Here is a 26,067-nt window from a genome sequence, read left to right as displayed (position 1 = left end):
CCCCCCCCCCCCCCCCCCCGAAAAATGAACATTTCGAGCAAGACCTTATCCCTTACACCGTCCGTTTCAGACTCAATCAAATCCTTCCCGAACTCGACTGCCATTGGCAGGAAAATCTGACAGAAATCTTCAAAACACTTTCTCCCGAAGCCGGGCAGGACGCCTGTACGCAAATCCTTTCCCGAAAAGGCATAGGCTATAACGAAGCCGACGGTTCTTTCACTTACCTTCCCAAAAAACGCATTTCGTTTTCTTCTTTGGCAACAGACATTCCCATCCCCGACCTCAAACGGCTGGCGGGGCATATCGCGGAACGCCTGGATGTATTGGCGCAATGCGAATCGCCGGTTTATATTGCCGACATTCTCGAAAGCGTGCTGTCCGTTATCAAAAATGTCGATACCGGAGGCAAGCGCGCACGGGAAAATTTCAAACAGATTCTGAAAACCGAATTCATCTACGCCGCCGCTGCGGTATTGAAAAACAAAACCAAATGGGAAATCCCCGAAAATACCCGCAACCTCGATTCGGACATCATCTGTACCTATATCTGCGAAGTGTTCCTAAAATCGCACCTGCTCGGCAACAGTTTTCCGATGATGCGCCCGCGCGAAGTGAAGCAGATGCCCGAACCGGTGTTTGACAAAGTCTTGTTTGCCGAACAGCGCGCCCGCCAGTTGGAAGTTATCCGAACGTCAAAATACATCTTCGCCATCGCGCCTTATTACACCGACGATATTCCGTTTTCCCTGCGCCGCTTCCTGTCGGAAGACAAACTTTATACCAGCTACAACCGCTATTACACCGCCATCCATATCCCCGTCCGCAACATCACTCAGAATGATGCCCTGCGTTTTGCCAACGGTTTGAAACAGATTCTCTCGCTGCAATCCGGCGTGAGCTGGGAAATCATCGATATGATGGACAGGATAGAGGAAAACTACGACAAAAAAGCCCTGCCGCTGCTGTTTTCTCCATTCCCCGCGCAAGTCGAACGCACGCAGGCGATTGCCGCCAGATTGGACCAATTCGAGCGGTTGTTGGGCGACACCGTCCTCGATCCGTTCTACTATTGCCTGACGCGTATGGCGAAGGGCGAGGAAGATTTGAAATATATTTATATCGCCTTCCGCCAGTCTTTCGGCGGCATCTTCAATTCGTTTGAAAACTTCCGCCTGCTGCCCGCGCTGTGGATGAGCAGGGATGCGGAAAATATGTCCGACCGCATGAACGCCTATATTTCCGCAATGGAAGACCGCCGCCGCGAGATATTGTCCATTCGGCAGGGAAAGCCTGAAGAAGAATTTTCCCGCAAGATGGCCGGCTGCCTGACCGACTTGGAAAACTGTCTGGAAAAATACCTCGAACAGTTCGGGCCGGTATCGGAAAGCATCGAAGCCTGTACCGCCAAACTGCAGGAGCAACCGTCGTTCTTCAACAGGCTGATGAAAACCAACGACAAGCTCAACAGGCAGATTGACGTGTTGCAGAAACAGTCGGCAGCCATCCACAACGAAGCCTATATCGAAATGAACACGCTGCTTTACCGCCACCGCGAAGTGGTTTCCGTCCACAACCGCAAAGCAGATTATGCGGAAAAGGGCAAAGAGCGGATTGCGCTGTTCCCGCGCGGCTTGAACGGCATCACCAAGCTGCCCGCCGCCGTCCTGTTGCCCGAGCGTCCCTACCATTTTGATATGAAGGAGGTTCTGCATATATTCTCCCGGATACCGAGGTAGGCGTATCGGCTGCCGGATAAAAATGCCGTCTGAAACGGAAATCTGTTTCAGACGGCATTTCTACAATCAAACGGCGGGCTGTTTATTTGAATTTGTAGGTGTATTGCAGGCCGATGATGTCGGCGTGGTTTTTGAAACGTGCGGAAGACGCGCCTTTGCTGTCCACATCGTTGCCGCTTGCCTTCGCCGTGCGGTAGCTGGTGTCGTTGATGTGGATGTGGGTGTAGGCGGCATCGACGACGTGGTTTTTACCGATATTGTATTTCATACCGGCGGAGAACCAGATGCGGTTGCCGTCGGGCAGGCTGTTCATGCGGTAGTCGGCATTTCTGACGGGCGATTTGTCAAAAGCGATACCGGCGCGCAGTTGCAGCGGTTCGCTGATTTGATAAGAGCCGCCGAATCCGACTTTGTAGGTGTTGCGCCAGTTGGGCGTGATGGTGGTGCGGTCGGATTGACCGTTGACAATTTTTTTGGTGTTTTCAAAAACCAGTTCCGCCTTATTGAAGCGGCTGTGGCGCGTCCAAGTTACGTCGCCGAACAGGTCGGCTTTGTCGGACACTTTGTACATGCCGTGTACGGACAAAGACTCGGGCGTTACGATTTTGACACTGGCTTTTTCGCTTGGCGTGTAGCCGAGGTTCGCAAGTGGAGTTCCCCACATTGCTTTCGCCGCCGCGTCGTCTGCCGCCCATTCGGCATCGCCTTTGAGCGTGTGTGAAACTTTGGAACGGTAGTTCACACCCACGCGCGCACGGTCGTTGACGTCCCACATCCACGCCAGTTGGTAGCCGAAGCCCCAATCGCTGCCTTTGACATCGGCGTGTCCGTCGGCTTTGATTTGAGCAGCGGCAGCAGGATTAGAAGGTGTTGCTTGCAGCACTGCTGCTTTTTGCGGGATACCCCAGTCGGCATATTTACGCAGTTCGGCGGAAGTATGTTGGGCGATGATGCCTGCGCCGAAGGAATGGCGGTCGTTGAGTTTCCACGCGGCGACAGGTTCGACGGCAATGCTGGTCAGACCGAGTTTGTTGATATTGTGGCGCAACACGGAATCTTTTTCGTATTCGGTGGCGGAGCCGAATGGGACGTACACGCCCAAGCCAACGGTCAGGTCGTCGTTGACTTTGTATGCGCCGTAGATGTGGGGCGCAACCGTGGTTTTGGTGATTTTGCCGTTTTTAGAACCTTGGACGGGAAGCCCGGTAAAGTCGGTGGCGGAATCCGCTTCATAACGGATGCTGGGCAGCACGATGTTGGCGTTGACGGAAATCTGGCTGCTGTCGAGTTTGGTCAGGCCGGCGGGGTTGTAGAAGATGGTCGATGCGTCGGCGGCTTCTGCGGCGGCGGCATTTGCCGTGCTTTGCGCGTTGACCGACTGTGTGCCGAAGTGGTAACCGGAGGCTTGTGCGGATGCGGCAGCAAAGGCTGTGCCGAGCAGCAGGACGGTTTTTTTCAGTGTGGAAGGGGTCATTTCAGTTTCCGTAAAAAATTGCAGACAAATAAAAAAGGCAGTCGGAAATGCCTTGTTTCGCTTTAGTATAGGTACTCGATTTTATCCGATGTTGCCGGATTTGCACAATTTTTTCAGTTTGCCCGAACCGCCGCGCCGCCGCAAAAAATGCCGTCTGAAGCTTCGGGCATCGGCTTCAGACGGCATTTTCCACTCAGGGCGGATTATTTGACGCGCAGCACTTCCAGCGTATTGGTCGAGCCGGATTCGCGCATTTGCGAACCGCTGGTGATGATGTACTGGTCGCCGGAATGCAGGATGTTGTGTTCCACCAGCATCGTTTCGACTTCGTTCAACGCCGTGTCGTGGTCGGTGCTGGTTGCCAAAATCAGCGGGCGCACGCCCCGGTACATCGCCATACGGCGTTGGGCGGAAACGCTCGGGGTCAGCGCGAAAATCGGCAGGGTGATATTGTGGCGGCTGATTTCAAAGGCGGTCGAACCGCTTTCGGTCAGGGCGACGATGGCTTTGGCGTGAACCGCGCGCGCCACGCTGACCGCGCCGCCGGCAACCGCCAGATTGGTGCTGACGGCTTCGGGATACTCAACCTGTTCGGCAACGCCGTTGAGCGAATCCTGTTCTTTTTCGGCAGCCGCGCAGATAATCGCCATTTGGCTGACGGTTTCAAACGGATACGCGCCGACGGCGGTTTCGGCGGAACACATCACCGCATCGGTGCCGTCCAATACCGCGTTTGCCACATCGCTGACTTCCGCGCGGGTCGGCACGGGGTTGGTAATCATCGATTCCATCATTTGCGTCGCCGTAATGCTGAAGCGGCGCAACTCGCGGGCGCGGCGGATCATCCGTTTTTGCAGGGCGGGGACGGCGGCATGTCCGACTTCGACCGCCAAGTCGCCGCGCGCAACCATAATGCCGTCGCCGGCAAGGATGATTTCGTCCAAGTTTTCAATCGCTTCTACGCGTTCGATTTTGGAAACCAAACCAGGACGCACGGCAGTACTGCCCTTCATTTCCTCTTCGACTTTGGCGCGCGCGATGTGCAGGTCTTCGGCGGACTTCACAAAGCTGATGGCGAGATAGTCGCAACCGATGGCAATCGCGGTTTTCAGGTCGCGGAAGTCTTTTTCGGTCAACGCGCCTGCGGACAGACCGCCGCCGCGTTTGTTGATGCCTTTGTTGCTTTTCAGGACGTGGCTGTTTTCCACCCTTGTGATAATCCTGCTGCCTTCGACGGATTCCACGGTCAGGGTCAGCAGGCCGTCGTCCAGCCACAATACGTCGCCTGCGGCAACGTCGTCGGGCAGGTCGCGGTAGTCCAAACCGACCGCTTCGCGCGTGCCTTCGCCTTCGAGCGCGGCATCGAGTACCAATGTTTCGCCTTTGTTCAATTCGATGCCGCCGCCGGCGATTTTGCCCACGCGGATTTTCGGCCCTTGCAGGTCGGCAATGATGGCGATTTCCTGTCCGGCGCGTTTTGCCGCCTCGCGCACGATGCGGGCGTTTTCCTGATGGAATTCGGGCGTGCCGTGGCTGAAGTTGAAGCGGACGACGTTCAGGCCGCCGACGCGGATCATATCTTCCAACAGTTCGACGTTGTTGCTGCCCGGCCCAAGGGTGGCGACGATTTTGGTGTTGTGGCTGATGCGGGTCAGATCGCGGCTTGTCTGGTTCATATGAAAGTCCTTTCGGTCTCAATCGGGTGTTTTGCGGTATTTTGTTACAAAATTACAGAAATTTAGAACCGGTTTGATGTCCATTTGATGAACGCGGCGGAATATTCTGTAAAAATATGATTTAAATTAATGGTTTGATATTTTACCTGTAAACCGCCTTTTTTGGTGCAAAATTACACGGTTTTATGACTTAGGCTAAATTTATTTTTTGTTCGGCGGCTTGCGCGGTCGGGTAAAATGAAAGTTTTGAACGGTTGGTCGGACAGGAAGATGTGGCGGGTTTTGAGTGCTTTGCCGATAGGCGTGGTGTTTTTTGATTTGATCTACGGTTTTGTGTTGAACGTGTTGCAGGGTTTGGATTTGCAGCGTGCCGTGCCGGATTCGGAAGGCGTGTTGGCGGTTACGCCCGATATTGCGTTCAACAGTTTGCAGATTGTCGCCAACGGGGGGATGGCGACGGTGGTCTGTTTCGGGTTGGCGGTTGTGTTTCTGCTCAACCGTTCGGTGCGGCGGCGGCAGGTATTGGAAATCGGGGTGTTCCGGATGTTGGGGCTGGTGGCGGTGTTGGCGTTCAGCGCGCCTTCGCTGTGGGAGTGGGCGAACGCGCTGCCGCTGCTGCTGAAGGGCGCGGACGTGGTCAATACGGGCAATGCGCGTTATGTGCTGACGGCTTTGTGTATGCCCTTTCCGGCGATGTCGTGCGTCATCGGGCTGGTGGGGCGGTTCAGGCTTCAGACGGCATCGGGCAGGGCGGCAAAGGCAGGGGGTGCGGGCAAGGCGGACGGATAGGACGCATATTTTAAAATGCCGTCTGAAAGGGCTTCAGACGGCATTTTCTCAGCGGCTGTAACGGGTTTCGATACCGGCTTTGATTTCGCCGTAAACCCTGCTGCCGCCTTGTTCGGACGGGGTGGCGCAGGCGGCGAGTGCCGACAGGGTGCAGATGAGGAGGAGTGTTTTCATTTGGGGTCGCAACGGAAGTGGTAGGCGCAGATTTCAAAACCGTTTTTGAAATACAGGCGGTGCGCGTCGGCACGGTCGTGGTTGACGTGGACGTTGAGGTGGATTTTGGTTACCCCTGTTTCCGCGCCGATTTTGCGGACTTCTTCCAAAAGGCGTGAGGCGTAGCCTTTGCGGCGGCTTTGCGGCAGGGTAACGATGTCGTCGATATGGATATGTCGGCCGCCGGCGAGGGTGCAGGCTTCGCGGAAGCCGCAGACGGCGACGGCGTTGTGTTTGCCTTCTTCAAAAATGCCCAGCAGGCGGTAGCCTTGGGGGCGTTGGGTTTTGTTGATCTGTTCGGTAAAGCGATTGATGTCGGTCAGGGCGGAACGCAAAACGCTCAAGGCTGCAAAGGCGATGGCGGTGTCGTCCGCGCCGATTTCGCGCAAAACGTAGGATGCGCCCGAGACGGTCTGTTCCTGTGCTTTCTCGGCGGCGTGTTTTTCTTCGATTGCCTGTGCCAGCAGGACGCGTTCGTCGGTAGGGGCGTTTTGTCCGCCCTGTTCGCGTTCTTCGAGCAGGGCTTTGCAGTCGATGACGCGCAGGTCGTTGTCGGCGGCAAAGTCCATCAGGAAGCGGAACATTTGGGGATTGTCGGTTTCCAGTTTTTTATCGACGGCGACGCAGCGGATGTTGTCCACCAGCATGGGGCGTACCCATTTCGAGTAGGAAAGCCTGTTGTCTTTGGTAAACGAGGACAGAATGCCGCACAGGCGTTCCGCCCAGTCGCTGGGACGGAAAATCTTGCCGGAACTCGTTGTGCCGTGGATGACGACTTCGTAGGGGTTGCAGACTAACATGGCGGCTTCCTGAAAAGAAATGTCTGGCGCGATTATACCTTATGCTTATGCGGGCGTGTTTGGATATGCCGTCTGAAAAGTACGGGATTCGTGCAGTAAAACTTTGCGGCGGCAAATGTGCGATAATACGCGCCGTATTGCCGCTTTTGCGAAGCTGTTCCGCAAACATACGGGCGGCGTGGACGACGTATAACCGGATACCCGCCTGACGCGGGTTTTTTACGGAAGGGAGGCAAAAATGCCTAATCCGCTTTACAGACAGCACATCATCTCCATTTCGGATTTGTCGCGCGAACAGTTGGAATGCCTGCTTCAGACGGCATTGAAGCTGAAGGCGCATCCGCGCGGCGATTTGTTGGAAGGCAAACTTATCGGTTCGTGCTTTTTCGAGCCGTCCACGCGCACGAGGCTGTCGTTTGAAACGGCGGTGCAGCGTTTGGGCGGCAAGGTCATCGGTTTCTCGGACGGCGCGAATACCAGTGCCAAAAAAGGCGAAACGCTTGCCGATACCGCCCGCATCATTTCCGGCTACACCGACGCAATCATCCAACGCCACCCCAAAGACGGCGCGGCGCGCGTGGCGGCGGAGTTTTCGCGCGTCCCCGTTATCAACGCCGGCGACGGCACGAACCAGCACCCTAGTCAGACGCTGCTCGACCTGGTTACCATTTATGAAACGCAGGGACGTTTGGACAAGCTCAAAATCGCCATGGCGGGCGACTTGAAATACGGACGTACCGTGCATTCGCTTTGTCAGGCGTTGAAACGCTGGAATTGTGAATTTGCCTTTGTTTCGCCGCCCAGCCTAGCCATGCCCGACTATATTACCGAAGAGTTGGACGAAGCTGGCTGCCGATACCGTATCCTCGGCAGTTTGGAAGAGGCGACGGAATGGGCAGACATCCTGTATATGACCCGTGTTCAGCGCGAGCGTTTCGACGAACAGGAATTTGCCAAAATCCAAGGCAAATTCAATCTCGACGCATCCATGCTTGCCCGCGCCAAACCGAACCTGCGCGTGCTGCACCCCCTGCCGCGCGTGGACGAAATCCATCCCGATGTCGATGCTACGCCGCATGCCTATTATTTCGAGCAGGCGACCAACGGCGTTTATGCGCGTATGGCGATATTGTCGCTGGTGTTGAACGAAGAAGTGTGAGGAACAGATATGGAAACCCCGAAACTCAGTGTCGAAGCCATTGAAAAAGGTACGGTTATCGACCATATTCCCGCCGGCAGGGGGCTGACCATCCTGCGCCAGTTCAAACTTTTGCACTACGGCAACGCGGTAACCGTGGGCTTCAACCTGCCCAGCAAAACCCAAGGCAGCAAAGACATCATCAAAATCAAAGGCGTGTGCTTGGACGACAAAGCCGCCGACCGCCTTGCCCTGTTCGCCCCCGAAGCGGTGGTCAATACTATCGACAATTTCAAGGTCGTGCAGAAGCGGCATTTGAACCTGCCCGACGAAATCGCCGAAGTGTTCCGCTGCCCGAACCCGAATTGCGCCAGCCACAGCGAGCCGGTCAAAAGCCGGTTTTATGTTAAAAAACACAACGGGCAGACGCGGCTGAAATGCCACTACTGCGAAAAAACCTACAGCCGGGATTCGGTGGCGGAAGCCTGACGGATTCCCGCAGCCCGGCGGCGGAATTTTGCCTGCCGCCATTTTGCCAACTTGAAATGGAATAATGATGCACGCTTCTGTCCAAAGCCGTTTCGCACCGATACTTTATGTTTTGATTTTCTTTGCCGGTTTTTTGACCGCGCAAATCTGGTTCAATCAGAAAGCCTATACTGAAGAGCTGCCTCCGCTTCTGTCCGCATTGTCCGCCGTCGCGCTGGTGTGGCTGGCGTGGGCGTTGGTGTCGGCGCGTTCAAAGGCTAAGGCGGAAAAGTTCTACCGCGAAAAAATGATACAGAACGAAAGCATACACCCCGTCCTGCACGCTTCTTTGCAACACTTGGAACACAAGCCGCAAATGCTCGCCCTGCTGGTCAAAAACCACGGCAAAGGGATGGCGGAACAGGTCAGGTTCAAGGCAGAAGTGCTGCCCGACGACGAAGACGCGCGCACGATTGCCGCCGAGTTGGCAAAAATGGATATGTTCGCATTGGGGACGGACACGGTTGCCTCGGGCGAAACCTACGGGCGCGTGTTCGCCGATATTTTCGAGTTGTCGGCGGCTTTGGAAGGGCGCGCGTTCAAAGGGATGCTGAAACTGACGGCGGAATATAAAAACATCTTCGGCGATGCCTGCAGTTCGGAAACGGCGTTGGATTTGGGCGCGCTCAATCAGGCGTTGAGGGAAATCTCGAAAACGCCGGAAAAGTCCAAACGGATATTTTATTGAAGGTGTCCCGATGTATGGGGCGCGCACCGGCGGCGCGGCGGCTTTTTCCGGCAACAATGCCGTCTGAAGGCTTCAGACGGCATTTTTTCAGGGGGCGGCGGCAAAGCGGCAAGATTGGATTTGGATACCCAGTTACTTCCGTCTGTCTGCAAGGGCAAGCCGCTGATTTCCGTTCGGGCGGAAACCGGTCCCATCAGATAAAAGGCATTTTGTCCGACTAAATCAGGGTTTTGCATCAACGGGATATGAAAACACAGCCTCAATAAAAATGCCGTCTGAAGCCTTCAGACGGCATTGTTGCCGAGGGGTTATTGGAAAGGGTCGGAATCGACGCGGGCGCGACCCTGATCCGGCATATTGTCCAAATCCCGTCCCGGATTGGCAGCGGTGTCGCCTTCGGAAATATCGGAGATGTTTTCCAAAATAATGGCGTAAGCCAGTCTCGGCGTAGTGTGGTAAACCATTGCCAAGCCCACTTCTTCGGCAGGTGTCGAAATCAGCTCGACGGTATCCCTGCTTTTAGGTTCTTCGGCCAAATTGTTGGAGAGGTTGACCTGCATCGTTTTCTTGCGTTTGTAGAGGCTTAAAACCGCGCCTTTGTCCAATCCGTCGTCCCCGCCTTTGTCTATCGTAATGGTTTTGAACTGTCCGCCGACCCCCGCGCCTTCAAACACGGAAACGATTTTCGCCTGAACCGGTTGGGAGGGCTCGTGCGGCACCATATTGAAGCGGTCGGTGTCTTCCGGCATTTTCATCAGGTAGTCGCCCTGCTGTATTTCGGAAATGGCGGTTTCAACCACCAGCGGCTGTATCGAATGGGTACGCAGCGGGGTAATCAAAGGATGGGTGCGGGTATAGTATTCGTTGTCTTTCAGCCGTTCTTCAGCCTGTTTCGAGCGTTGTTCGAGGGCGGAGTCGGTATAGTCGAGGGAGCGCACGATGCCGCTGAATGCGACTTCCTGCCCGAGGAATCTGCCCGTATCCGGATCGGTGATGTTTTTATTGATGCGGTAGGTCAGGTAGCGGCCCGGCTCTTTCAGGCCTTTGGTGTAAACCCTGGTGCCTTTGGTGTACAGCAGCCTGCCTTCCGGGCCCGAGAGCAGGCGCGGCGCGGCGGCGGTTTCTTTGCGGGAAACGATTTGCGGATGCTGCATAAAGATGCGGTAGAAGTTGACATTGACGGCAGGGATGCCGTATCCGGACACTTCCTTATCCGGACTCATTTTGACGACGGGGATGCTGTCTGTCTGTTCCAAGCCGAGGCGCGGTTCGCCGTTAACGTAGCGCAACACCAACACCTGGCCCGGATAAATCAGGTCGGGATTGCGGATTTGGTCCCGGTTCGCGCCCCACAGGCGGCCCCATTGCCACGGGCTGTACAGGTATTTGCCCGAAATGCCCCACAGGGTGTCGCCCTGTTTGACCGTGTAGCGTTGCGGCGCGTTCGGGCGCACCTTCAGATTTGCCGCCAAAGTTTGTGTTGAGAATGCCATACCTGCCGCGCAGAGCAGGGTTATAATACGACGTTGCATAACCGTTCCCCTTATCTGATGAATTTCGGTTTGTCTTGCCTGATTGGGTTGGAAAAAGCGGCGGCGGTCTTTTCGGGACGTGCCGCATGACAATAAATGTCCCGCATTTTAACATCGAATTATCCGCACCATCACGGTAATTGTGAAAAACAGGCGGCGTATCCGCCGAAGGAAAGAAAAAATTATGGCTTTACTGAATATCCTCCAATATCCCGACGAGCGTCTGCACACGGTGGCGAAGCCTGTCGGACAAGTTGACGAGCGCGTCCAAAAGCTGGTTGCCGATATGTTTGAAACGATGTACGAGGCGCGTGGCATCGGGCTGGCGGCGACGCAGGTCGATGTGCACGAGCGCATCGTCGTGATGGATTTGACCGAAGACCGCAGCGAACCGCGCGTGTTCATCAACCCCGTCATCGTCGAAAAAGACGGCGAAACCACTTACGAAGAGGGCTGCCTGTCCGTACCGGGCATTTACGACACCGTTACCCGCGCCGAACGCGTCAAGGTCGAGGCTTTGAACGAAAAAGGCGAAAAGTTCACGCTGGAGGCGGACGGCTTGCTGGCGATTTGCGTGCAGCACGAGTTGGATCACCTGATGGGCATCGTGTTTGTCGAACGCCTTTCCCAACTCAAGCAGGGGCGGATTAAGACCAAGCTGAAAAAACGCCAGAAACATACGATTTGACCCTTTTGCCGTGCCGTCTGAACGCTGCAAGGTTTTCAGACGGCACGGCATTATCCGACAACTTTACGCACACGCAGGAACACGCTATGAAAGTCATCTTTGCCGGCACGCCCGATTTTGCCGCCGCCGCCTTAAAAGCCGTTGCCGCCGCCGGTTTTGAAATCCCGCTGGTGCTGACCCAGCCCGACCGTCCGAAAGGGCGCGGTATGCAACTGACTGCCCCACCTGTCAAACAAGCCGCGCTGGAACTCGGTTTGCGCGTCGAACAGCCTGAAAAACTGCGTAACAACGCCGAAGCCCTGCAAATGCTCAAAGAGGTCGAGGCAGACGTAATGGTGGTTGCCGCGTATGGTTTGATTTTGCCGCAAGACGTGTTGGATGCGCCGAAACACGGCTGCCTCAACATCCACGCTTCGCTGCTGCCCCGTTGGCGCGGCGCGGCGCCGATTCAGCGCGCGATTGAGGCCGGCGATGCCGAAACCGGCGTGTGCATTATGCAGATGGACATCGGTTTGGACACCGGCGATGTGGTCAGTGAACACCGTTACGCCATCCAACCTACCGATACCGCCAACGAAGTCCACGACGCGCTGATGGAAATCGGTGCGGCGGCGATTGTTGCCGATTTGCAACAGCTTCAAAGCAAAGGCCGTCTGAACGCGGTCAAGCAGTCCGAAGAAGGTGTTACTTACGCCCAAAAACTAAGCAAAGAAGAAGCGCGTATCGATTGGAGCGAAAGCGCGGCGGTTATCGAACGCAAGATCCGCGCCTTCAACCCCGTACCTGCCGCGTGGGTTGAGTATCAGGGCAAGCCGATGAAAATCCGGCGGGCGGAAGTGGTGGCGCAACAAGGTACGGCAGGCGAAGTGTTGTCCTGTTCGGCGGACGGTTTGGTCGTTGCCTGCGGCGAAAACGCGCTGAAGATTACCGAATTGCAGCCTGCCGGCGGCAGGCGTATGAATATCGCGGCGTTTGCGGCGGGACGGCATATCGAAGCAGGAACGAAGCTGTAAATCCCTTCAGACGGCATCCCGATCTGCAAATGGGGATGCCGTCTGAAACCATCAGTTGAAGAAAGCGAATCACATAATATGAGTATGGCACTTGCCCAAAAACTTGCCGCCGACAGCGTTGCCGCGGTTGCCGAAGGGCGCAACCTTCAGGACGTGTTGGCGCAAATCCGCACCGCGCATCCCGACCTTACGGCGCAGGAAAACGGCGCGTTGCAGGACATCGCCTACGGTTGCCAGCGTTATTTGGGCAGTTTGAAACATATGCTCGCGCAGATGCTGAAAAAACCGATTGACAATCCGCAGCTCGAAAGCCTGCTTTTGGCGGCGTTGTACCAGCTGCATTACACGCGCAACGCGCCCCATGCCGTGGTCAATGAGGCGGTGGAAAGCATAGCCAAAATCGGGCGCGGGCAGTACCGTTCGTTTGCCAACGCGGTTTTGCGCCGCTTTTTGCGCGAACGCGACAAGCTTGCTGCCTCGTGTAAAAAAGACGATGTGGCGAAACACAACCTGCCGCTGTGGTGGGTGGCTTACTTGAAAAACCATTATCCGAAACACTGGCACAACATCACCGCCGCGCTGCAATCCCATCCGCTGATGACGTTGCGCGTCAACCGTCGGCACGGCAATGCCGAAAGCTATTTGGAAAAACTGGCTGCGGAAGGTATCGCGGCTAAGGACTTGGACGAATATGCGGTCACGTTGGAAGAAGCCGTGCCAGTGAACCGCCTGCCCGGTTTTTCAGACGGCATCGTTTCGGTACAGGACTTCGGCGCGCAGCAGGCGGCGTATTTGTTAAACCCGAAAGACGGCGAACGGATTTTGGACGCGTGCGCCGCGCCGGGCGGCAAGACGGGGCATATTTTGGAATTGGCGGATTGCCGTGTTACCGCCTTGGATATTGATGCAGGCCGTCTGAAACGGGTGGAAGACAATATCGCGCGCCTGGGCTTTCAGACGGCATCGGCGGCGTGTGCCGATGCGCGGGATTTGGCGGCGTGGTATGATGGAAAGCCTTTCGACGCAATCCTTGCCGACGTGCCGTGTACCGCCTCGGGCGTGGCGCGGCGCAATCCCGACGTGAAATGGCTGCGCCGTCCGACCGACGCGCTCAAAACCGCCCGCCAGCAGGAAGCCCTGCTGGACGCACTTTGGCAGACGCTGAAACAGGGCGGCAGAATGCTGCTTGCCACCTGTTCCGTGTTCGTCGAAGAAAACGACGGGCAATTGCAAAAATTCCTCAGCCGCCATAACGATGCCGAACCGATCGAATCGCGGGTGCTTTTACCGAACAAACACCAAGATGGCTTTTATTACGCGCTTATTCAAAAGCATTAAACAATGGCTTGTGCTGCTGCCGCTGCTTTCCGTTTTGCCGGACGCGGCGGCGGAGGGCATTGCCGCGACCCGCGCCGAAGCGAGGATAACCGACGGCGGGCGGCTTTCCATCAGCAGCCGCTTCCAAACCGAGCTGCCCGACCAGCTCCAACAGGCGTTGCGCCGGGGCGTGCCGCTCAATTTCACTTTAAGCTGGCAGCTTTCCGCCCCGACAATCGCTTCTTATCGGTTTAAATTGAGGCAACTGATCGGCGATGACGACAATATTGACTACAAACTGAGTTTCCATCCGCTGACCAACCGCTACCGCGTTACCGTCGGCGCGTTTTCGACAGACTACGACACTTTGGGTGCGGCATTGCGTGCGACCGGCGCGGTTGCCAACTGGAAAGTCCTGAACAAAGGCGCGTTGTCCGGTGCGGAAGCAGGGGAAACCAAGGCGGAAATCCGCCTGCTGCTGTCCACTTCAAAACTGCCCAAGCCTTTTCAAATCAATGCATTGACTTCTCAAAACTGGCATTTGGATTCGGGTTGGAAACCTTTAAACATCATCGGGAACAAATAATGCGCCGTTTTCTACTGATAGCAGCCATATGCGCCGTCGTCCTGTTGTACGGACTGACGGCGGCAACCGGCAGCACCAGTTCGCTGGCGGATTATTTCTGGTGGATAGTCGCATTCAGCGCAATGCTGCTGCTGGTGTTATCCGCCGTTTTGGCACGTTATGTCATATTGCTGTTGAAAGACAGGCGCGACGGCGTATTCGGTTCGCAGATTGCCAAACGCCTTTCCGGGATGTTCACGCTGGTCGCCGTATTGCCCGGCGTGTTTCTGTTCGGCGTTTCCGCACAGTTCATCAACGGTACGATTAATTCGTGGTTCGGCAACGACACCCACGAAGCCCTCGAACGCAGCCTCAATTTGAGCAAGTCCGCATTGAATCTGGCGGCAGACAATGCCCTCAGCAATGCCGTCCCCGTCCAGATAGACCTCATCAGCACCGCCTCCCTATCCGGCAATATGGGCAGGGTGCTGGAACATTACGCCGGCAGCTTTACCCAGTTGTCCCTTTACAATGCCGCAAGCGGCAAAATCGAAAAAAGCATCAACCCGCACAAGCTCGATCAGCCGTTTCCGGATAAGGCGCGTTGGGAAAAAATCCAACAGGCGGGTTCGGTCAGGGATTTGGAAAGCATAGGCGGCGTATTGTACGCGCAGGGCTGGCTGTCGGCGGGTACGCACAACGGGCGCGATTACGCGCTGTTTTTCCGCCAGCCGATTCCCAAAGACGTGGCAGAGGATGCCGTCTTAATCGAAAAGGCGCGGGCGAAATATGCCGAATTGAGTTACAGCAAAAAAGGTTTGCAGACCTTTTTCCTGGCAACCCTGCTGATTGCCTCGCTTTTATCGATTTTTCTTGCACTGGTGATGGCATTGTATTTTGCCCGCCGTTTCGTCGAACCCGTCCTATCGCTTGCCGAAGGGGCGAAGGCGGTGGCGCAAGGCGATTTCAGCCAAACCCGTCCTGTTTTACGCAATGATGAGTTCGGGCGTTTGACCAAACTGTTCAACCATATGACCGAGCAGTTGTCCATCGCCAAAGAAGCGGACGAGCGCAACAGGAGGCGCGAGGAAGCCGCCAGACATTATCTCGAATGCGTGTTGGAGGGGCTGACCACGGGCGTGGTGGTGTTTGACGAACAAGGCCGTCTGAAAACCTTTAACAAGGCGGCGGAACAGATTTTGGGGATGCCGCTCGCCCCCCTGTGGGGCAGCAGCCGGCACGGTTGGCACGGCGTTTCGGCGCAGCAGTCCCTGCTTGCCGAAGTGTTTGCCGCCATCGGCGCGGCGGCAGGTACGGACAAACCGGTCCAGGTGGAATATGCCGCGCCGGACGATGCCAAAATCCTGCTGGGCAAGGCGACGGTATTGCCCGAAGACAACGGCAACGGCGTGGTGATGGTGATTGACGACATCACCGTATTGATACACGCGCAAAAAGAAGCGGCGTGGGGCGAAGTGGCCAAACGTCTGGCACACGAAATCCGCAATCCGCTCACGCCCATCCAGCTTTCCGCCGAACGGCTGGCGTGGAAATTGGGCGGGAAGCTGGACGAGCAGGACGCGCAAATCCTGACGCGTTCGACCGAAACCATCATCAAACAGGTGGCGGCGTTAAAAGAAATGGTCGAAGCATTCCGCAATTATGCGCGCGCGCCGTCGCTCAAATTGGAAAATCAGGATTTGAACGCCTTAATCGGCGATGTGTTGGCATTGTATGAGGCCGGCCCGTGCCGGTTTGCGGCGGAGCTTGCCGGCGAACCGCTGATGATGGCGGCGGATACGACCGCTATGCGGCAGGTGCTGCACAATATTTTCAAAAATGCCGCCGAAGCGGCGGAAGAAGCCGATGTGCCCGAAGTCAGGGTAAAATCGGAAGCGGGGCAGGACGGACGGATTGTCCTGACGGTTTGCGACAACGGCAAGGGGTTCGGCAAGGAAATGCTGCACAACGCCTTCGAGCCGTATGTGACGGACAAACCGGCGGGAACGGGATTGGGACTGCCCGTGGTGAAAAAAATCATTGAAGAACACGGCGGCCGCATCAGCCTGAGCAATCAGGATGCGGGCGGCGCGTGTGTCAGAATCATCTTGCCAAAAACGGTATAAATTTATGCGTAGCAGCGATATTTTAATTGTAGATGACGAAATCGGCATCCGTGACCTGCTGTCGGAAATCCTGCAGGACGAAGGCTATTCGGTCGCGTTGGCGGAAAATGCCGAAGAGGCGCGTAAGCTGCGCCATCAGGTACGCCCGGCGATGGTGCTGCTGGATATTTGGATGCCCGATTGCGACGGCATTACCCTTTTGAAGGAGTGGGCGAAAAACGGGCAGCTCAATATGCCGGTGGTGATGATGAGCGGGCACGCCAGCATCGATACCGCCGTAGAAGCGACCAAAATCGGCGCAATCGATTTTTTGGAAAAACCGATTTCCCTGCAAAAGCTGCTGTCTGCCGTCGAAAACGCGTTGAAACACGGTGCGGCTCAAATCGAAACGGGACCGGTGTTCGACAAGCTGGGCAACAGTGCCGCGATTCAGGAGATGAACCGCGAAGTCGAAGCGGCGGCAAAACGCACGTCCCCTGTATTTTTGACGGGCGAGGCGGGTTCGCCGTTTGAAACCGTGGCGCGCTATTTCCATAAAAACGGTACGCCGTGGGTCAGTCCGGCAAGGGTCGAATATCTGATCGATATGCCGATGGAACTGTTGCAGAAGGCGGAAGGCGGCGTTTTGTATGTCGGAGATATCGCCCAATACAGCCGCAATATCCAAACCGGCATTGCCTTTATCATCGGCAAGGCAGAACGCTGCCGCGTCAGGGTGGTCGCATCGGGCAGCCACGCGGCAGGTTCAGACGGCATTGCCTGCGAGGAAAAGCTGTCGGAACTGCTGTCGGAGTCGGTCGTCCGCATTCCGCCGCTGCGTATGCAGCATGAGGACATCGCCTTCCTGATTCAGGGGATTGCCTGCAACGTGGCTGAAAGCCAAAAGATTGCGCCTGCCTCATTCAGTGAAGATGCGCTTGCCGTGCTGACCCGTTACGACTGGCCGGGAAATTTCGACCAACTGCAAAGCGTCGTAGCAACGCTGCTGTTGGAGGCGGACGGGCAGGAAATCGGTGCGGCGGCGGTTTCTTCCCTTTTGGGGCAGAATGTGCCTGCCGAGGGGGCGGAAGATATGGTGGGCGGGTTCAATTTCAACCTGCCGCTGCGCGAATTGAGGGAAGAATTGGAGCGGCGTTATTTCGAGTACCACATTGCCCAAGAAGGTCAGAATATGAGCAAAGTGGCGCAGAAGGTCGGGTTGGAGCGTACCCACCTCTACCGCAAGCTCAAGCAGCTCGGTATCGGCATTTCCCGTCGTGCGGGTGAAAAAACCGAAGAATAGGTGTAAACCGCCGGTTTTCAGATTGCAGGGCTTCCGTTTTCAGACGGCATTTGGAGCAAATGCCGTCTGAAATCATAAGGGGACAGATTTCATGACAGAGAACGAACGTTTCGCATGGTTGCAATTGGCGTTTACGCCCTATATCGGCGCGGAAAGTTTCCTGCTGCTGATGCGCCGTTTCGGCAGCGCGCAAAATGCCTTGTCCGCACCGGCGGAACAGGTTGCCCCGGCGGTGCGGCATAAGCACGCGCTTGAGGCTTGGCGCAATGCGGAAAAACGCGCCTTGGCGCGGCAGGCGGCAGAAGCGGCGTTGGAATGGGAAATGCGGGACGGATGCCGTCTGATGCTGCTTCAGGATGAAGATTTCCCCGAAATGCTGGCGCAGGGGCTGACCGCGCCGCCGGTTTTGTTTTTGCGCGGCAACGTGCGGCTGCTGCACAAGCCTTCCGCCGCCATTGTCGGCAGCCGCTATGCCACGCCGCAGGCCATGCGGATTGCCAAAGATTTCGGCAGGGCGTTGGGTGGGAAAGGCATTCCCGTTGTGTCGGGTATGGCTTCGGGCATCGATACCGCCGCCCATCAGGGTGCGTTGCAGGCAGAAGGCGGCACCATCGCCGTGTGGGGGACGGGCATAGACCGCATTTATCCGCCGGCCAACAAAAACCTTGCTTATGAAATCGCCGAAAAAGGATTGATTGTCAGCGAGTTCCCCATCGGCACGCGGCCGTATGCCGGCAATTTTCCGCGCCGCAACCGTCTGATTGCCGCCCTGTCGCAGGTTACGCTGGTGGTTGAAGCCGCGTTGGAATCCGGTTCGCTGATTACCGCCGGCCTGGCGGCAGAAATGGGGCGCGAAGTGATGGCGGTACCCGGTTCGATAGACAATCCGCACAGCAAAGGCTGCCACAAACTGATTAAAGACGGCGCGAAATTGGTGGAATGCCTGGACGACATCCTTCATGAGTGTCCGCGGCTCTTGCAAAATGAGGGTGCTTCATCATATTCTATAAATAAGGGAATACCTGAAAAGCGCATCACTGCCGTTCAGACGGCATCCGACCCGCCGTTTTCGTCTGAAGGCAAAATGCCGTCTGAAAAGACGGAGAACCGACCCGTCGGCGGCGGTATCTTGGACAGGATGGGTTTCGACCCAGTTCATCCCGACGTGCTTGCCGGACAGTTGGCTATGCCTGCCGCAGATTTGTATGCCGCACTGTTGGAATTGGAATTGGACGGCAGCGTTGCCGCCATGCCCGGCGGCAGATACCAGCGTATCCGAACTTGAACGCACTTTATATTAAGGAACACGAATGACCGAAGTCATCGCCTACCTCATCGAACATTTCCAAGATTTCGATACCTGTCCGCCGCCCGAAGACTTGGGTATGCTGCTTGAAGAAGCGGGTTTCGATACGATGGAAATCGGCAACACCCTGATGATGATGGAAGTATTGCTCAACAGCTCCGAATTTTCCACCGAACCTGCCGACAGCGGCGCATTGCGCGTGTACAGCAAAGAAGAAACCGACAACCTGCCGCAGGAAGTGATGGGGCTGATGCAATATCTGATTGAAGAAAAAGCCGTAAGCTGTGAACAGCGGGAAATTATCATTCACGCGCTCATGCACATTCCGGGCGACGAAATTACCATAGATACCGCCAAAGTGCTGACCCTGCTGCTTTTATGGGCAAACAAGAGCGAGCTGCCCGTGTTGGTCGGTGACGAGCTGATGAGCGCACTCTTGCTCGATAACAAACCTACTATGAACTGAAACAGGTTCAGACGGCATTATCCTGCTAACCTGCCGTCTGAAATACCGGAACCGAGACATTTATTACCAGAGGAAACACATGGCGAAAAACCTATTAATCGTCGAATCCCCATCCAAAGCCAAAACCCTGAAAAAATATTTGGGCGGCGATTTTGAAATCCTCGCGTCCTACGGACATGTCCGCGACCTTGTTCCCAAAAGCGGAGCGGTCAATCCGGATCAGGATTTCGCCATGAAATACGAGCTGATAAAACGCAACGGCAAACACGTCGATGCCATCGTCGCCGGAGCCAAAGAAGCTGAAAACATCTACCTCGCAACCGACCCGGATAGGGAAGGCGAAGCCATTTCCTGGCACCTTTTGGAAATCCTCAAATCCAAACGCGGCCTGAAAAACATCAAACCGCAGCGTGTCGTGTTTCACGAAATCACCAAAAACGCCGTCCTTGACGCCGTCGCCAACCCGCGCGAAATCGAAATGGACTTGGTCGATGCGCAACAAGCCCGTCGCGCTTTGGACTATTTGGTCGGCTTTAACCTTTCGCCATTGTTATGGAAAAAAATCCGCCGCGGTTTGAGCGCGGGTCGTGTGCAAAGTCCCGCTTTGCGCCTGATTTGCGAACGCGAAAACGAAATCCGCGCGTTTGAAGCGCAGGAATATTGGACGGTGCATCTCGACAGCCACAAAGGCCGCAGCAAGTTCACCGCCAAACTCGCCCAATACAACGGCGCGAAACTCGAACAATTCGACCTGCCGAACGAAGCCGCGCAAGCCGACGTGTTGAAAGAACTCGAAGGCAAAGAGGCCGTCGTTACCGCCATTGAAAAGAAAAAGCGCAGCCGCAATCCCGCCGCGCCGTTCACCACTTCTACCATGCAGCAGGATGCTGTGCGCAAACTCGGCTTCACCACCGACCGCACCATGCGTACCGCCCAGCAGCTTTACGAAGGTATTGACGTAGGGCAGGGCGCCATCGGTCTGATTACCTATATGCGTACCGACAGCGTGAATTTGGCTGACGAAGCGTTAACCGAAATCCGCCATTACATCGAAAACAAAATCGGCAAAGAATATCTGCCGAGTGCCGCCAAACAATACAAAACCAAATCCAAAAACGCCCAAGAAGCGCACGAAGCAATCCGTCCGACTTCCGTGTACCGCACGCCCGAAAGCGTCAAACCCTTCTTGAGCGCAGACCAGTTCAAACTCTATCAAATGATTTGGCAGCGCACCGTCGCCTGTCAGATGACGCCTGCCAAATTCGACCAAACCACCGTCGATATTACCGTCGGCAAAGGCGTATTCCGCGTAACCGGACAAGTGCAAACCTTCGCAGGCTTCCTCAGCGTTTACGAAGAAAGCAGCGATGACGAAGAAGGCGAAGACAGCAAAAAACTGCCCGAAATGAGCGAAGGCGATAAATTGCCCGTGGACAAACTCTACGGCGAACAACACTTCACCACCCCGCCGCCGCGCTACAACGAAGCCACGCTGGTTAAAGCCCTCGAAGAATACGGCATCGGCCGCCCCTCGACCTACGCCAGCATCATCTCCACGCTCAAAGACCGCGAATACGTTACCCTTGAGCAAAAACGCTTTATGCCCACCGACACAGGCGACATCGTCAATAAATTCCTGACCGAACACTTCGCCCAATACGTCGATTACCACTTCACCGCCAAACTCGAAGACCAGCTCGACGAAATCGCCGACGGCAAACGCCGCTGGATTCCCGTGATGGACAAATTCTGGAAACCGTTCATCAAACAAGTGGAAGAAAAAGAAGGCATCGAACGCGCCAAATTCACCACGCAGGAACTCGACGAAACCTGCCCCAAATGCGGCGAACACAAATTGCAAATCAAGTTCGGCAAAATGGGCCGCTTCGTCGCCTGCGCCGGCTATCCCGAGTGCAGCTACACCCGCAACGTGAACGAAACCGCTGAAGAAGCCGCCGAGCGCATCGCCAAAGCCGAAGCCGAGCAAGCGGAACTCGACGGGCGCGAATGCCCTAAATGTGGCGGTCGCCTAGTGTACAAATACAGCCGCACTGGCAGCAAATTCATCGGCTGCGCCAACTACCCCAAATGCAAACACGTCGAGCCGTTGGAAAAACCGAAAGACACCGGCGTCCAATGCCCGCAATGCAAAAAAGGTAACCTCGTCGAGCGCAAATCCCGCTACGGCAAACTGTTTTACAGTTGCAGCACCTATCCTGACTGCAACTACGCCACCTGGAACCCGCCCGTCGCCGAACAATGCCCGAACTGCCATTGGCCGGTTTTAACCATCAAAACCACCAAACGCTGGGGCGTGGAAAAAGTCTGTCCACAAAAAGAATGCGGCTGGAAAGAACAGATTGAACCGCCTGCACCGAAAGAGTGAAGCGGTTGGGATTGAGATGAAAGAAATGCCGTCTGAAAGGAGTTTCAGACGGCATTTTGTAAATTAGAAAGTTTCAATATTTGTTTTAACAACTCTAGTGCTTTATTGCAAGAGAATCAGTCAAACGAATATTTCAAGCCTATACCGAAAATTGCACCGCGTACTTTCCCAATTTTCTCTTCATGGGTTTCTGCAACACCACCATCATGTGAACACGAACCTTTTCCTTGACTTGGACTGTTCCAGCCGTCTCGGCATGTCGATCCGCTTCTACCCAGTTCCCACCCAAATTTATAGCCTGCATTTGCCGCAACTATAAGTTTGGAATTGGCTTTGATACCTGCTTCAAGACCAAAAGGAAAGGTAATATGGGATACGCTGTCAGATACGGCATTTGCTTTAACTGTTGTGTATGCGAAGCCTATTCCTGCCTTTCCGCTTAAATAAGCAGATTTTCCTTTAATAATCGGATATTTGTAACCGCCCTCCAGTTCGGTCATTTTGATTTTGCCGTTGACCATGCTTTCAGTAACTTTACCTGTGCTGTATTGGGTGCGGACATACCATCCTTTAGCAGGAGATGAATCAGAGTTGCCCAAGTATTCCAAGCTGATGCCAAGTAAATCCGCCTTGAAATTGACTTCTGGGGCTTTTGCGTTCCAACCGGTGTAGTCTATGCTTAAATTGGCTGATACAGAAAGTTCAGCCCATGGAAACCCACGAAAAAATCCGCCTGATGCGCGAATTGAACAAATGGTCGCAGGAGGATATGGCGGAAAAGCTGGCGATGTCGGCAGGCGGGTATGCCAAAATCGAACGGGGCGAAACGCAGTTGAACATTCCGCGTTTGGAGCAATTGGCGCAGATTTTCAAAATTGATATGTGGGACTTGCTCAAATCGGGCGGCGGCAGGATGGTGTTTCAGATTAATGAAGGTGATAGTGGTGGCGATATTGCGTTGTATGCGTCGGGTGATGTTTCGATGAAAATAGAATTTTTAAAAATGGAGTTGAAACACTGCAAAGAAATGTTGGAACAAAAAGACAAAGAAATCGAGCTGCTCCGCAAGCTGACCGAAACCGTTTAAACAGATATGCCGTCTGAAAAAAGTTTTCAGACGGCATATTCTTTGACAGGTCTTGTATAATACCGTTTGAACTTACAGGTTTTTGATTATGGCGGCAGGCAAACATACCAAACACAGCAACCAGGTACGCATTATCGGCGGGCAATGTCGGGGCAGGAAATTGAGTTTCACATCCGCCGACGGACTGCGTCCGACACCCGACAGCGTGCGTGAAAAGCTGTTTAACTGGCTGGGACAGGATTTGACGGGTAAAACGGTTTTGGATCTCTTCGGAGGCAGCGGCGCACTTGGTATGGAGGCAGCATCGCGTAATGCAAAACGGGTCGTCATTGCAGACAACAACCGTCAAACGGTACAAACCCTTGAGAAAAACAGCCGCGAACTGGGTTTGGGGCAGGTGCAAATCGTCTGTTCAGACGGCATTGCCTATTTGACAAACCTAAAAGAGAAATTCGATGTCGTCTTTCTCGACCCGCCGTTTGCGTGGCAAAGTTGGGAAAGCCTTTTCAATGCATTGGGCGCACGCCTGAATGACGGTGCATACGTCTATATCGAGGCAGGCAGGCAGCCGGACAAACCTGATTGGCTGACGGGATATAGGGAGGGGAAATCGGGGAAGAGTACATTCGAATTAAGGGTTTTCCAAGTGGCTGAATAATATGCGCTTTGATAATCATTTCCGAGTTGTAAACATTCGTTTGCAACCGTCCGGTTCAAAAAAACCTTGTGCTATAATCCGCGCCCGCCCGGTTTTGATAATTTAGTGGAAAAGGAAAAGAAATGTCGCTCTTTATTACCGACGAGTGCATCAACTGCGACGTATGCGAACCCGAATGTCCGAATGATGCCATCTCGCAAGGCGAGGAAATTTACGAAATCAACCCCAACCTCTGCACACAGTGCGTCGGACACTACGATGAGCCGCAGTGTCAGCAGGTTTGTCCGGTTGATTGCATCTTGATTGACGAAGAACATCCTGAAACCCATGACGAGTTGATGGCGAAATACGAAAAGATTATCCAGTTTAAATAAATTCTTCTTTAAAACATCAAATTATGTCTGTTTTGAAATAAAATCGAAAAAAGACTTGACGGAAAAGCAAGCCACTAATAAACTAGCGTTCTCTTTTGGAGGGATTCCCGAGCGGTCAAAGGGAGCAGACTGTAAATCTGTTGCGAAAGCTTCGAAGGTTCGAATCCTTCTCCCTCCACCAAAATTCTTACTTGGAGCAGTAGCGAGTAATGCGGGTGTAGCTCAATGGTAGAGCAGAAGCCTTCCAAGCTTACGGTGAGGGTTCGATTCCCTTCACCCGCTCCAACAATTAGGCCCATGTAGCTCAGGGGTAGAGCACTCCCTTGGTAAGGGAGAGGCCGGCAGTTCAAATCTGCCCATGGGCACCATCTCTTCGATTATTCATTTCTTTAAAGCTTAGATATATAGGATATTGCCATGGCTAAGGAAAAATTCGAACGTAGCAAACCGCACGTAAACGTTGGCACCATCGGTCACGTTGACCATGGTAAAACCACCCTGACTGCTGCTTTGACTACTATTTTGGCTAAAAAATTCGGCGGTGCTGCAAAAGCTTACGACCAAATCGACAACGCTCCCGAAGAAAAAGCCCGCGGTATTACCATCAATACCTCACACGTAGAATACGAAACCGAAACCCGCCACTACGCACACGTAGACTGCCCGGGCCACGCCGACTACGTTAAAAACATGATTACCGGTGCCGCACAAATGGACGGCGCAATCTTGGTATGTTCCGCTGCCGACGGTCCTATGCCGCAAACCCGCGAACACATCCTGTTGGCCCGCCAAGTAGGCGTACCTTACATCATCGTGTTCATGAACAAATGCGACATGGTTGACGATGCCGAGCTGTTGGAACTGGTTGAAATGGAAATCCGTGACTTGCTGTCAAGCTACGACTTCCCAGGCGACGACTGCCCGATCGTACAAGGTTCTGCACTGAAAGCCTTGGAAGGCGACGCCGCTTACGAAGAAAAAATCTTCGAACTGGCTGCCGCATTGGACAGCTACATCCCGACTCCTGAGCGTGCCGTGGACAAACCGTTCCTGTTGCCTATCGAAGACGTATTCTCCATCTCCGGTCGCGGTACCGTAGTAACCGGCCGTGTAGAGCGCGGTGTCATCCACGTTGGTGACGAGATCGAAATCGTAGGTCTGAAAGAAACCCAAAAAACCACCTGTACCGGTGTTGAAATGTTCCGCAAACTGCTGGACGAAGGTCAGGCGGGCGACAACGTAGGCGTATTGCTGCGCGGTACCAAACGTGAAGACGTGGAACGCGGTCAGGTATTGGCCAAACCCGGCACCATCACTCCGCACACCAAGTTCAAAGCAGAAGTGTACGTATTGAGCAAAGAAGAGGGCGGTCGCCATACCCCGTTCTTCGCCAACTACCGTCCCCAATTCTACTTCCGTACCACCGACGTAACCGGCGCGGTTACTTTGGAAGAAGGTGTGGAAATGGTAATGCCGGGTGAGAACGTAACCATTACCGTAGAACTGATTGCGCCTATCGCTATGGAAGAAGGTCTGCGCTTTGCGATTCGCGAAGGCGGCCGTACCGTGGGTGCCGGCGTGGTTTCTTCTGTTATCGCTTAATTGAAGGATATTGATAAATGGCAAACCAAAAAATCCGTATCCGCCTGAAAGCTTATGATTACGCCCTGATTGACCGTTCTGCACAAGAAATCGTTGAAACTGCAAAACGTACCGGTGCCGTTGTAAAAGGTCCGATTCCTTTGCCGACCAAAATCGAGCGTTTCAACATTTTGCGTTCTCCGCACGTGAACAAAACTTCCCGTGAACAATTGGAAATCCGCACCCACTTGCGCCTGATGGACATCGTGGATTGGACCGATAAAACTACCGATGCGCTGATGAAGCTGGATTTGCCGGCCGGTGTTGATGTAGAAATCAAAGTCCAATAATTCGGACTATTGAAAATCCCCAAGCAATCAATGCTTGGGGATTTTTTTATGTTATGCCGTCTGAAAATATGCGGCGGCAAACAGGTTTAAGGCAAAACGACAAAATCAAAAAAAACAGTGCGGCCGGCGAAACCGGCCTATTTTTGTGCTTCAAAAATTTTCATACGGCATTACCCGATATTTTTTAGTGAATAAAACAAGATATGTTTCATTCATAGCCTTCCGAAGGCTTGCCCCCCCCCCCCGAAAAAAGGTAGAATCGGGCTTGGTTTGGGCAGAATCATCCATCTG

Annotated in this window: 25 protein-coding genes and 3 tRNA genes; 22 read left to right on the top strand and 6 right to left on the bottom strand. The window is 54.4% G+C overall.

Features of this window, described 5'->3' with window-relative positions:
• The coding region (locus tag Q9J32_RS09300; RefSeq protein WP_301884210.1) for a hypothetical protein at nt 1–1,739 on the top strand (1,739 nt) is incomplete at its 5' end.
• 82 nt (nt 1,740–1,821) lie between these two features.
• Here Q9J32_RS09300 and Q9J32_RS09295 read toward each other — a convergent pair.
• Both Q9J32_RS09295 and pyk read right to left on the bottom strand, forming a co-directional pair.
• Nucleotides 1,822–3,213 carry an OmpP1/FadL family transporter gene (locus Q9J32_RS09295; RefSeq protein ID WP_301884208.1) on the bottom strand — a complete coding sequence of 464 codons (1,392 nt, stop codon included), beginning with the start codon at nt 3,211–3,213 and terminating at the stop codon, nt 1,822–1,824.
• A 203-nt stretch (nt 3,214–3,416) separates the two neighbouring features.
• Entirely contained in the window at nt 3,417–4,889 is a 1,473-nt protein-coding gene (pyk, locus tag Q9J32_RS09290) for a pyruvate kinase (RefSeq protein WP_002235353.1), read from the bottom strand.
• Between the two features lie 237 nt (nt 4,890–5,126).
• On the opposite strand from pyk, the gene Q9J32_RS09285 reads away from it, so the two are divergent.
• Nucleotides 5,127–5,678, top strand: a complete 552-nt coding sequence (locus Q9J32_RS09285; RefSeq protein WP_301669737.1) for a hypothetical protein — start codon at nt 5,127–5,129, stop codon at nt 5,676–5,678.
• A 48-nt stretch (nt 5,679–5,726) separates the two neighbouring features.
• Here Q9J32_RS09285 and Q9J32_RS09280 read toward each other — a convergent pair whose 3' ends face one another.
• Together Q9J32_RS09280 and Q9J32_RS09275 are read right to left on the bottom strand one after the other, a co-directional pair.
• Entirely contained in the window at nt 5,727–5,852 is a 126-nt protein-coding gene (locus tag Q9J32_RS09280; protein WP_275078766.1) for a hypothetical protein, read from the bottom strand.
• On the bottom strand, nt 5,849–6,691 hold the full coding sequence (locus Q9J32_RS09275; RefSeq protein ID WP_301884204.1) for a GNAT family N-acetyltransferase: 843 nt from the start codon (nt 6,689–6,691) through the stop codon (nt 5,849–5,851). Before Q9J32_RS09275 ends, Q9J32_RS09280 begins: the two co-directional genes overlap by 4 nt.
• Before the next feature lie 238 nt (nt 6,692–6,929).
• Here Q9J32_RS09275 and pyrB point away from each other — a divergent pair, with 238 nt between their 5' ends.
• The 3 genes from pyrB (at nt 6,930) to Q9J32_RS09260 (ending at nt 9,045) form a co-directional block, all read left to right on the top strand.
• On the top strand, nt 6,930–7,850 hold the full coding sequence (gene pyrB, locus Q9J32_RS09270; RefSeq protein WP_301884203.1) for an aspartate carbamoyltransferase: 921 nt from the start codon (nt 6,930–6,932) through the stop codon (nt 7,848–7,850).
• Between the two features lie 9 nt (nt 7,851–7,859).
• Entirely contained in the window at nt 7,860–8,318 is a 459-nt protein-coding gene (gene pyrI, locus Q9J32_RS09265; protein WP_301669741.1) for an aspartate carbamoyltransferase regulatory subunit, read from the top strand.
• Between the two features lie 67 nt (nt 8,319–8,385).
• Nucleotides 8,386–9,045 (top strand): DUF8453 domain-containing protein, encoded by a 660-nt coding sequence (locus Q9J32_RS09260; protein WP_301884216.1) that lies wholly within the window; start codon nt 8,386–8,388, stop codon nt 9,043–9,045.
• A 308-nt stretch (nt 9,046–9,353) separates the two neighbouring features.
• Here the strand turns inward: Q9J32_RS09260 and Q9J32_RS09255 are convergent, their stop codons facing one another.
• Complete coding sequence (locus Q9J32_RS09255; RefSeq protein WP_301884200.1) at nt 9,354–10,577, bottom strand: LysM peptidoglycan-binding domain-containing protein; 1,224 nt, start codon at nt 10,575–10,577, stop codon at nt 9,354–9,356.
• A gap of 184 nt (nt 10,578–10,761) precedes the next feature.
• On the opposite strand from Q9J32_RS09255, the gene def reads away from it, so the two are divergent.
• The 9 genes from def (at nt 10,762) to topA (ending at nt 21,726) form a co-directional block, all read left to right on the top strand.
• Nucleotides 10,762–11,265, top strand: a complete 504-nt coding sequence (gene def / locus Q9J32_RS09250; protein WP_234403435.1) for a peptide deformylase — start codon at nt 10,762–10,764, stop codon at nt 11,263–11,265.
• 86 nt (nt 11,266–11,351) lie between these two features.
• On the top strand, nt 11,352–12,278 hold the full coding sequence (gene fmt, locus Q9J32_RS09245) for a methionyl-tRNA formyltransferase (RefSeq protein ID WP_301884213.1): 927 nt from the start codon (nt 11,352–11,354) through the stop codon (nt 12,276–12,278).
• A 78-nt stretch (nt 12,279–12,356) separates the two neighbouring features.
• A complete protein-coding gene (rsmB, locus tag Q9J32_RS09240; RefSeq protein WP_301884198.1) occupies nt 12,357–13,616 on the top strand; it encodes a 16S rRNA (cytosine(967)-C(5))-methyltransferase RsmB in 1,260 nt (419 codons plus the stop codon).
• Nucleotides 13,582–14,181 (top strand): DUF4390 domain-containing protein, encoded by a 600-nt coding sequence (locus tag Q9J32_RS09235; protein ID WP_118810598.1) that lies wholly within the window; start codon nt 13,582–13,584, stop codon nt 14,179–14,181. The genes rsmB and Q9J32_RS09235 overlap by 35 nt, the downstream gene beginning before the upstream one ends.
• Nucleotides 14,181–16,286, top strand: coding sequence for a sensor histidine kinase (locus Q9J32_RS09230; RefSeq protein WP_301884194.1), 2,106 nt, complete (start codon nt 14,181–14,183; stop codon nt 16,284–16,286). The genes Q9J32_RS09235 and Q9J32_RS09230 overlap by 1 nt, the downstream gene beginning before the upstream one ends.
• A gap of 4 nt (nt 16,287–16,290) precedes the next feature.
• The gene (locus tag Q9J32_RS09225; protein WP_301884191.1) at nt 16,291–17,568 is read left to right on the top strand and encodes a sigma-54-dependent transcriptional regulator; all 1,278 of its coding nucleotides are present in this window, start codon (nt 16,291–16,293) and stop codon (nt 17,566–17,568) included.
• A gap of 91 nt (nt 17,569–17,659) precedes the next feature.
• Nucleotides 17,660–18,853, top strand: coding sequence for a DNA-processing protein DprA (gene dprA, locus Q9J32_RS09220; RefSeq protein WP_301884190.1), 1,194 nt, complete (start codon nt 17,660–17,662; stop codon nt 18,851–18,853).
• A 25-nt stretch (nt 18,854–18,878) separates the two neighbouring features.
• Entirely contained in the window at nt 18,879–19,340 is a 462-nt protein-coding gene (locus tag Q9J32_RS09215) for a Smg family protein (RefSeq protein ID WP_301884187.1), read from the top strand.
• A 79-nt stretch (nt 19,341–19,419) separates the two neighbouring features.
• Nucleotides 19,420–21,726 carry a type I DNA topoisomerase gene (topA, locus tag Q9J32_RS09210; RefSeq protein WP_301884183.1) on the top strand — a complete coding sequence of 769 codons (2,307 nt, stop codon included), beginning with the start codon at nt 19,420–19,422 and terminating at the stop codon, nt 21,724–21,726.
• Between the two features lie 116 nt (nt 21,727–21,842).
• On the opposite strand, the gene Q9J32_RS09205 is transcribed toward topA, so the two are convergent.
• A complete protein-coding gene (locus tag Q9J32_RS09205) occupies nt 21,843–22,334 on the bottom strand; it encodes a hypothetical protein (protein WP_301884182.1) in 492 nt (163 codons plus the stop codon).
• Nucleotides 22,335–22,435: 101 nt separating this feature from the next.
• On the opposite strand from Q9J32_RS09205, the gene Q9J32_RS09200 reads away from it, so the two are divergent.
• The 8 genes from Q9J32_RS09200 to rpsJ all read left to right on the top strand — a co-directional run bounded on the left by Q9J32_RS09200 (nt 22,436) and on the right by rpsJ (nt 25,776).
• Nucleotides 22,436–22,813 (top strand): helix-turn-helix domain-containing protein, encoded by a 378-nt coding sequence (locus Q9J32_RS09200; RefSeq protein ID WP_301884181.1) that lies wholly within the window; start codon nt 22,436–22,438, stop codon nt 22,811–22,813.
• Between the two features lie 88 nt (nt 22,814–22,901).
• Nucleotides 22,902–23,471 (top strand): 16S rRNA (guanine(966)-N(2))-methyltransferase RsmD, encoded by a 570-nt coding sequence (rsmD, locus tag Q9J32_RS09195; RefSeq protein WP_301884179.1) that lies wholly within the window; start codon nt 22,902–22,904, stop codon nt 23,469–23,471.
• Nucleotides 23,472–23,593: 122 nt separating this feature from the next.
• Entirely contained in the window at nt 23,594–23,845 is a 252-nt protein-coding gene (locus Q9J32_RS09190) for a YfhL family 4Fe-4S dicluster ferredoxin (RefSeq protein ID WP_002215364.1), read from the top strand.
• Between the two features lie 97 nt (nt 23,846–23,942).
• Nucleotides 23,943–24,026 (top strand) — tRNA-Tyr (locus tag Q9J32_RS09185).
• A 30-nt stretch (nt 24,027–24,056) separates the two neighbouring features.
• Nucleotides 24,057–24,130: transfer RNA gene (locus Q9J32_RS09180), tRNA-Gly, on the top strand.
• Nucleotides 24,131–24,138: 8 nt separating this feature from the next.
• Nucleotides 24,139–24,213: transfer RNA gene (locus Q9J32_RS09175), tRNA-Thr, on the top strand.
• Nucleotides 24,214–24,262: 49 nt separating this feature from the next.
• A complete protein-coding gene (tuf, locus tag Q9J32_RS09170) occupies nt 24,263–25,447 on the top strand; it encodes an elongation factor Tu (RefSeq protein WP_003713286.1) in 1,185 nt (394 codons plus the stop codon).
• 17 nt (nt 25,448–25,464) lie between these two features.
• Nucleotides 25,465–25,776, top strand: coding sequence for a 30S ribosomal protein S10 (gene rpsJ, locus Q9J32_RS09165; RefSeq protein WP_002215394.1), 312 nt, complete (start codon nt 25,465–25,467; stop codon nt 25,774–25,776).
• Nucleotides 25,777–26,067 lie beyond the last annotated feature (291 nt).

The organism is Neisseria uirgultaei (assembly GCF_962719845.1).
Taxonomy (GTDB): domain Bacteria; phylum Pseudomonadota; class Gammaproteobacteria; order Burkholderiales; family Neisseriaceae; genus Neisseria; species Neisseria bergeri.
The sequence above is the reverse complement of the archived record's forward strand: the minus strand, read 5'-3'. Positions and strand labels throughout refer to the sequence as shown.

Coding starts and splice junctions, on each gene's coding strand:
- Q9J32_RS09295 (WP_301884208.1), bottom strand. CDS start 3,213: ATGACCCCTTCCACACTGAAAAAAACCGTCCTGCTGCTCGGCACAGCC.
- pyk (WP_002235353.1), bottom strand. CDS start 4,889: ATGAACCAGACAAGCCGCGATCTGACCCGCATCAGCCACAACACCAAA.
- Q9J32_RS09285 (WP_301669737.1), top strand. CDS start 5,127: ATGAAAGTTTTGAACGGTTGGTCGGACAGGAAGATGTGGCGGGTTTTG.
- Q9J32_RS09280 (WP_275078766.1), bottom strand. CDS start 5,852: ATGAAAACACTCCTCCTCATCTGCACCCTGTCGGCACTCGCCGCCTGC.
- Q9J32_RS09275 (WP_301884204.1), bottom strand. CDS start 6,691: ATGTTAGTCTGCAACCCCTACGAAGTCGTCATCCACGGCACAACGAGT.
- pyrB (WP_301884203.1), top strand. CDS start 6,930: ATGCCTAATCCGCTTTACAGACAGCACATCATCTCCATTTCGGATTTG.
- pyrI (WP_301669741.1), top strand. CDS start 7,860: ATGGAAACCCCGAAACTCAGTGTCGAAGCCATTGAAAAAGGTACGGTT.
- Q9J32_RS09260 (WP_301884216.1), top strand. CDS start 8,386: ATGCACGCTTCTGTCCAAAGCCGTTTCGCACCGATACTTTATGTTTTG.
- Q9J32_RS09255 (WP_301884200.1), bottom strand. CDS start 10,577: ATGCAACGTCGTATTATAACCCTGCTCTGCGCGGCAGGTATGGCATTC.
- def (WP_234403435.1), top strand. CDS start 10,762: ATGGCTTTACTGAATATCCTCCAATATCCCGACGAGCGTCTGCACACG.
- fmt (WP_301884213.1), top strand. CDS start 11,352: ATGAAAGTCATCTTTGCCGGCACGCCCGATTTTGCCGCCGCCGCCTTA.
- rsmB (WP_301884198.1), top strand. CDS start 12,357: ATGAGTATGGCACTTGCCCAAAAACTTGCCGCCGACAGCGTTGCCGCG.
- Q9J32_RS09235 (WP_118810598.1), top strand. CDS start 13,582: ATGGCTTTTATTACGCGCTTATTCAAAAGCATTAAACAATGGCTTGTG.
- Q9J32_RS09230 (WP_301884194.1), top strand. CDS start 14,181: ATGCGCCGTTTTCTACTGATAGCAGCCATATGCGCCGTCGTCCTGTTG.
- Q9J32_RS09225 (WP_301884191.1), top strand. CDS start 16,291: ATGCGTAGCAGCGATATTTTAATTGTAGATGACGAAATCGGCATCCGT.
- dprA (WP_301884190.1), top strand. CDS start 17,660: ATGACAGAGAACGAACGTTTCGCATGGTTGCAATTGGCGTTTACGCCC.
- Q9J32_RS09215 (WP_301884187.1), top strand. CDS start 18,879: ATGACCGAAGTCATCGCCTACCTCATCGAACATTTCCAAGATTTCGAT.
- topA (WP_301884183.1), top strand. CDS start 19,420: ATGGCGAAAAACCTATTAATCGTCGAATCCCCATCCAAAGCCAAAACC.
- Q9J32_RS09200 (WP_301884181.1), top strand. CDS start 22,436: ATGGAAACCCACGAAAAAATCCGCCTGATGCGCGAATTGAACAAATGG.
- rsmD (WP_301884179.1), top strand. CDS start 22,902: ATGGCGGCAGGCAAACATACCAAACACAGCAACCAGGTACGCATTATC.
- Q9J32_RS09190 (WP_002215364.1), top strand. CDS start 23,594: ATGTCGCTCTTTATTACCGACGAGTGCATCAACTGCGACGTATGCGAA.
- tuf (WP_003713286.1), top strand. CDS start 24,263: ATGGCTAAGGAAAAATTCGAACGTAGCAAACCGCACGTAAACGTTGGC.
- rpsJ (WP_002215394.1), top strand. CDS start 25,465: ATGGCAAACCAAAAAATCCGTATCCGCCTGAAAGCTTATGATTACGCC.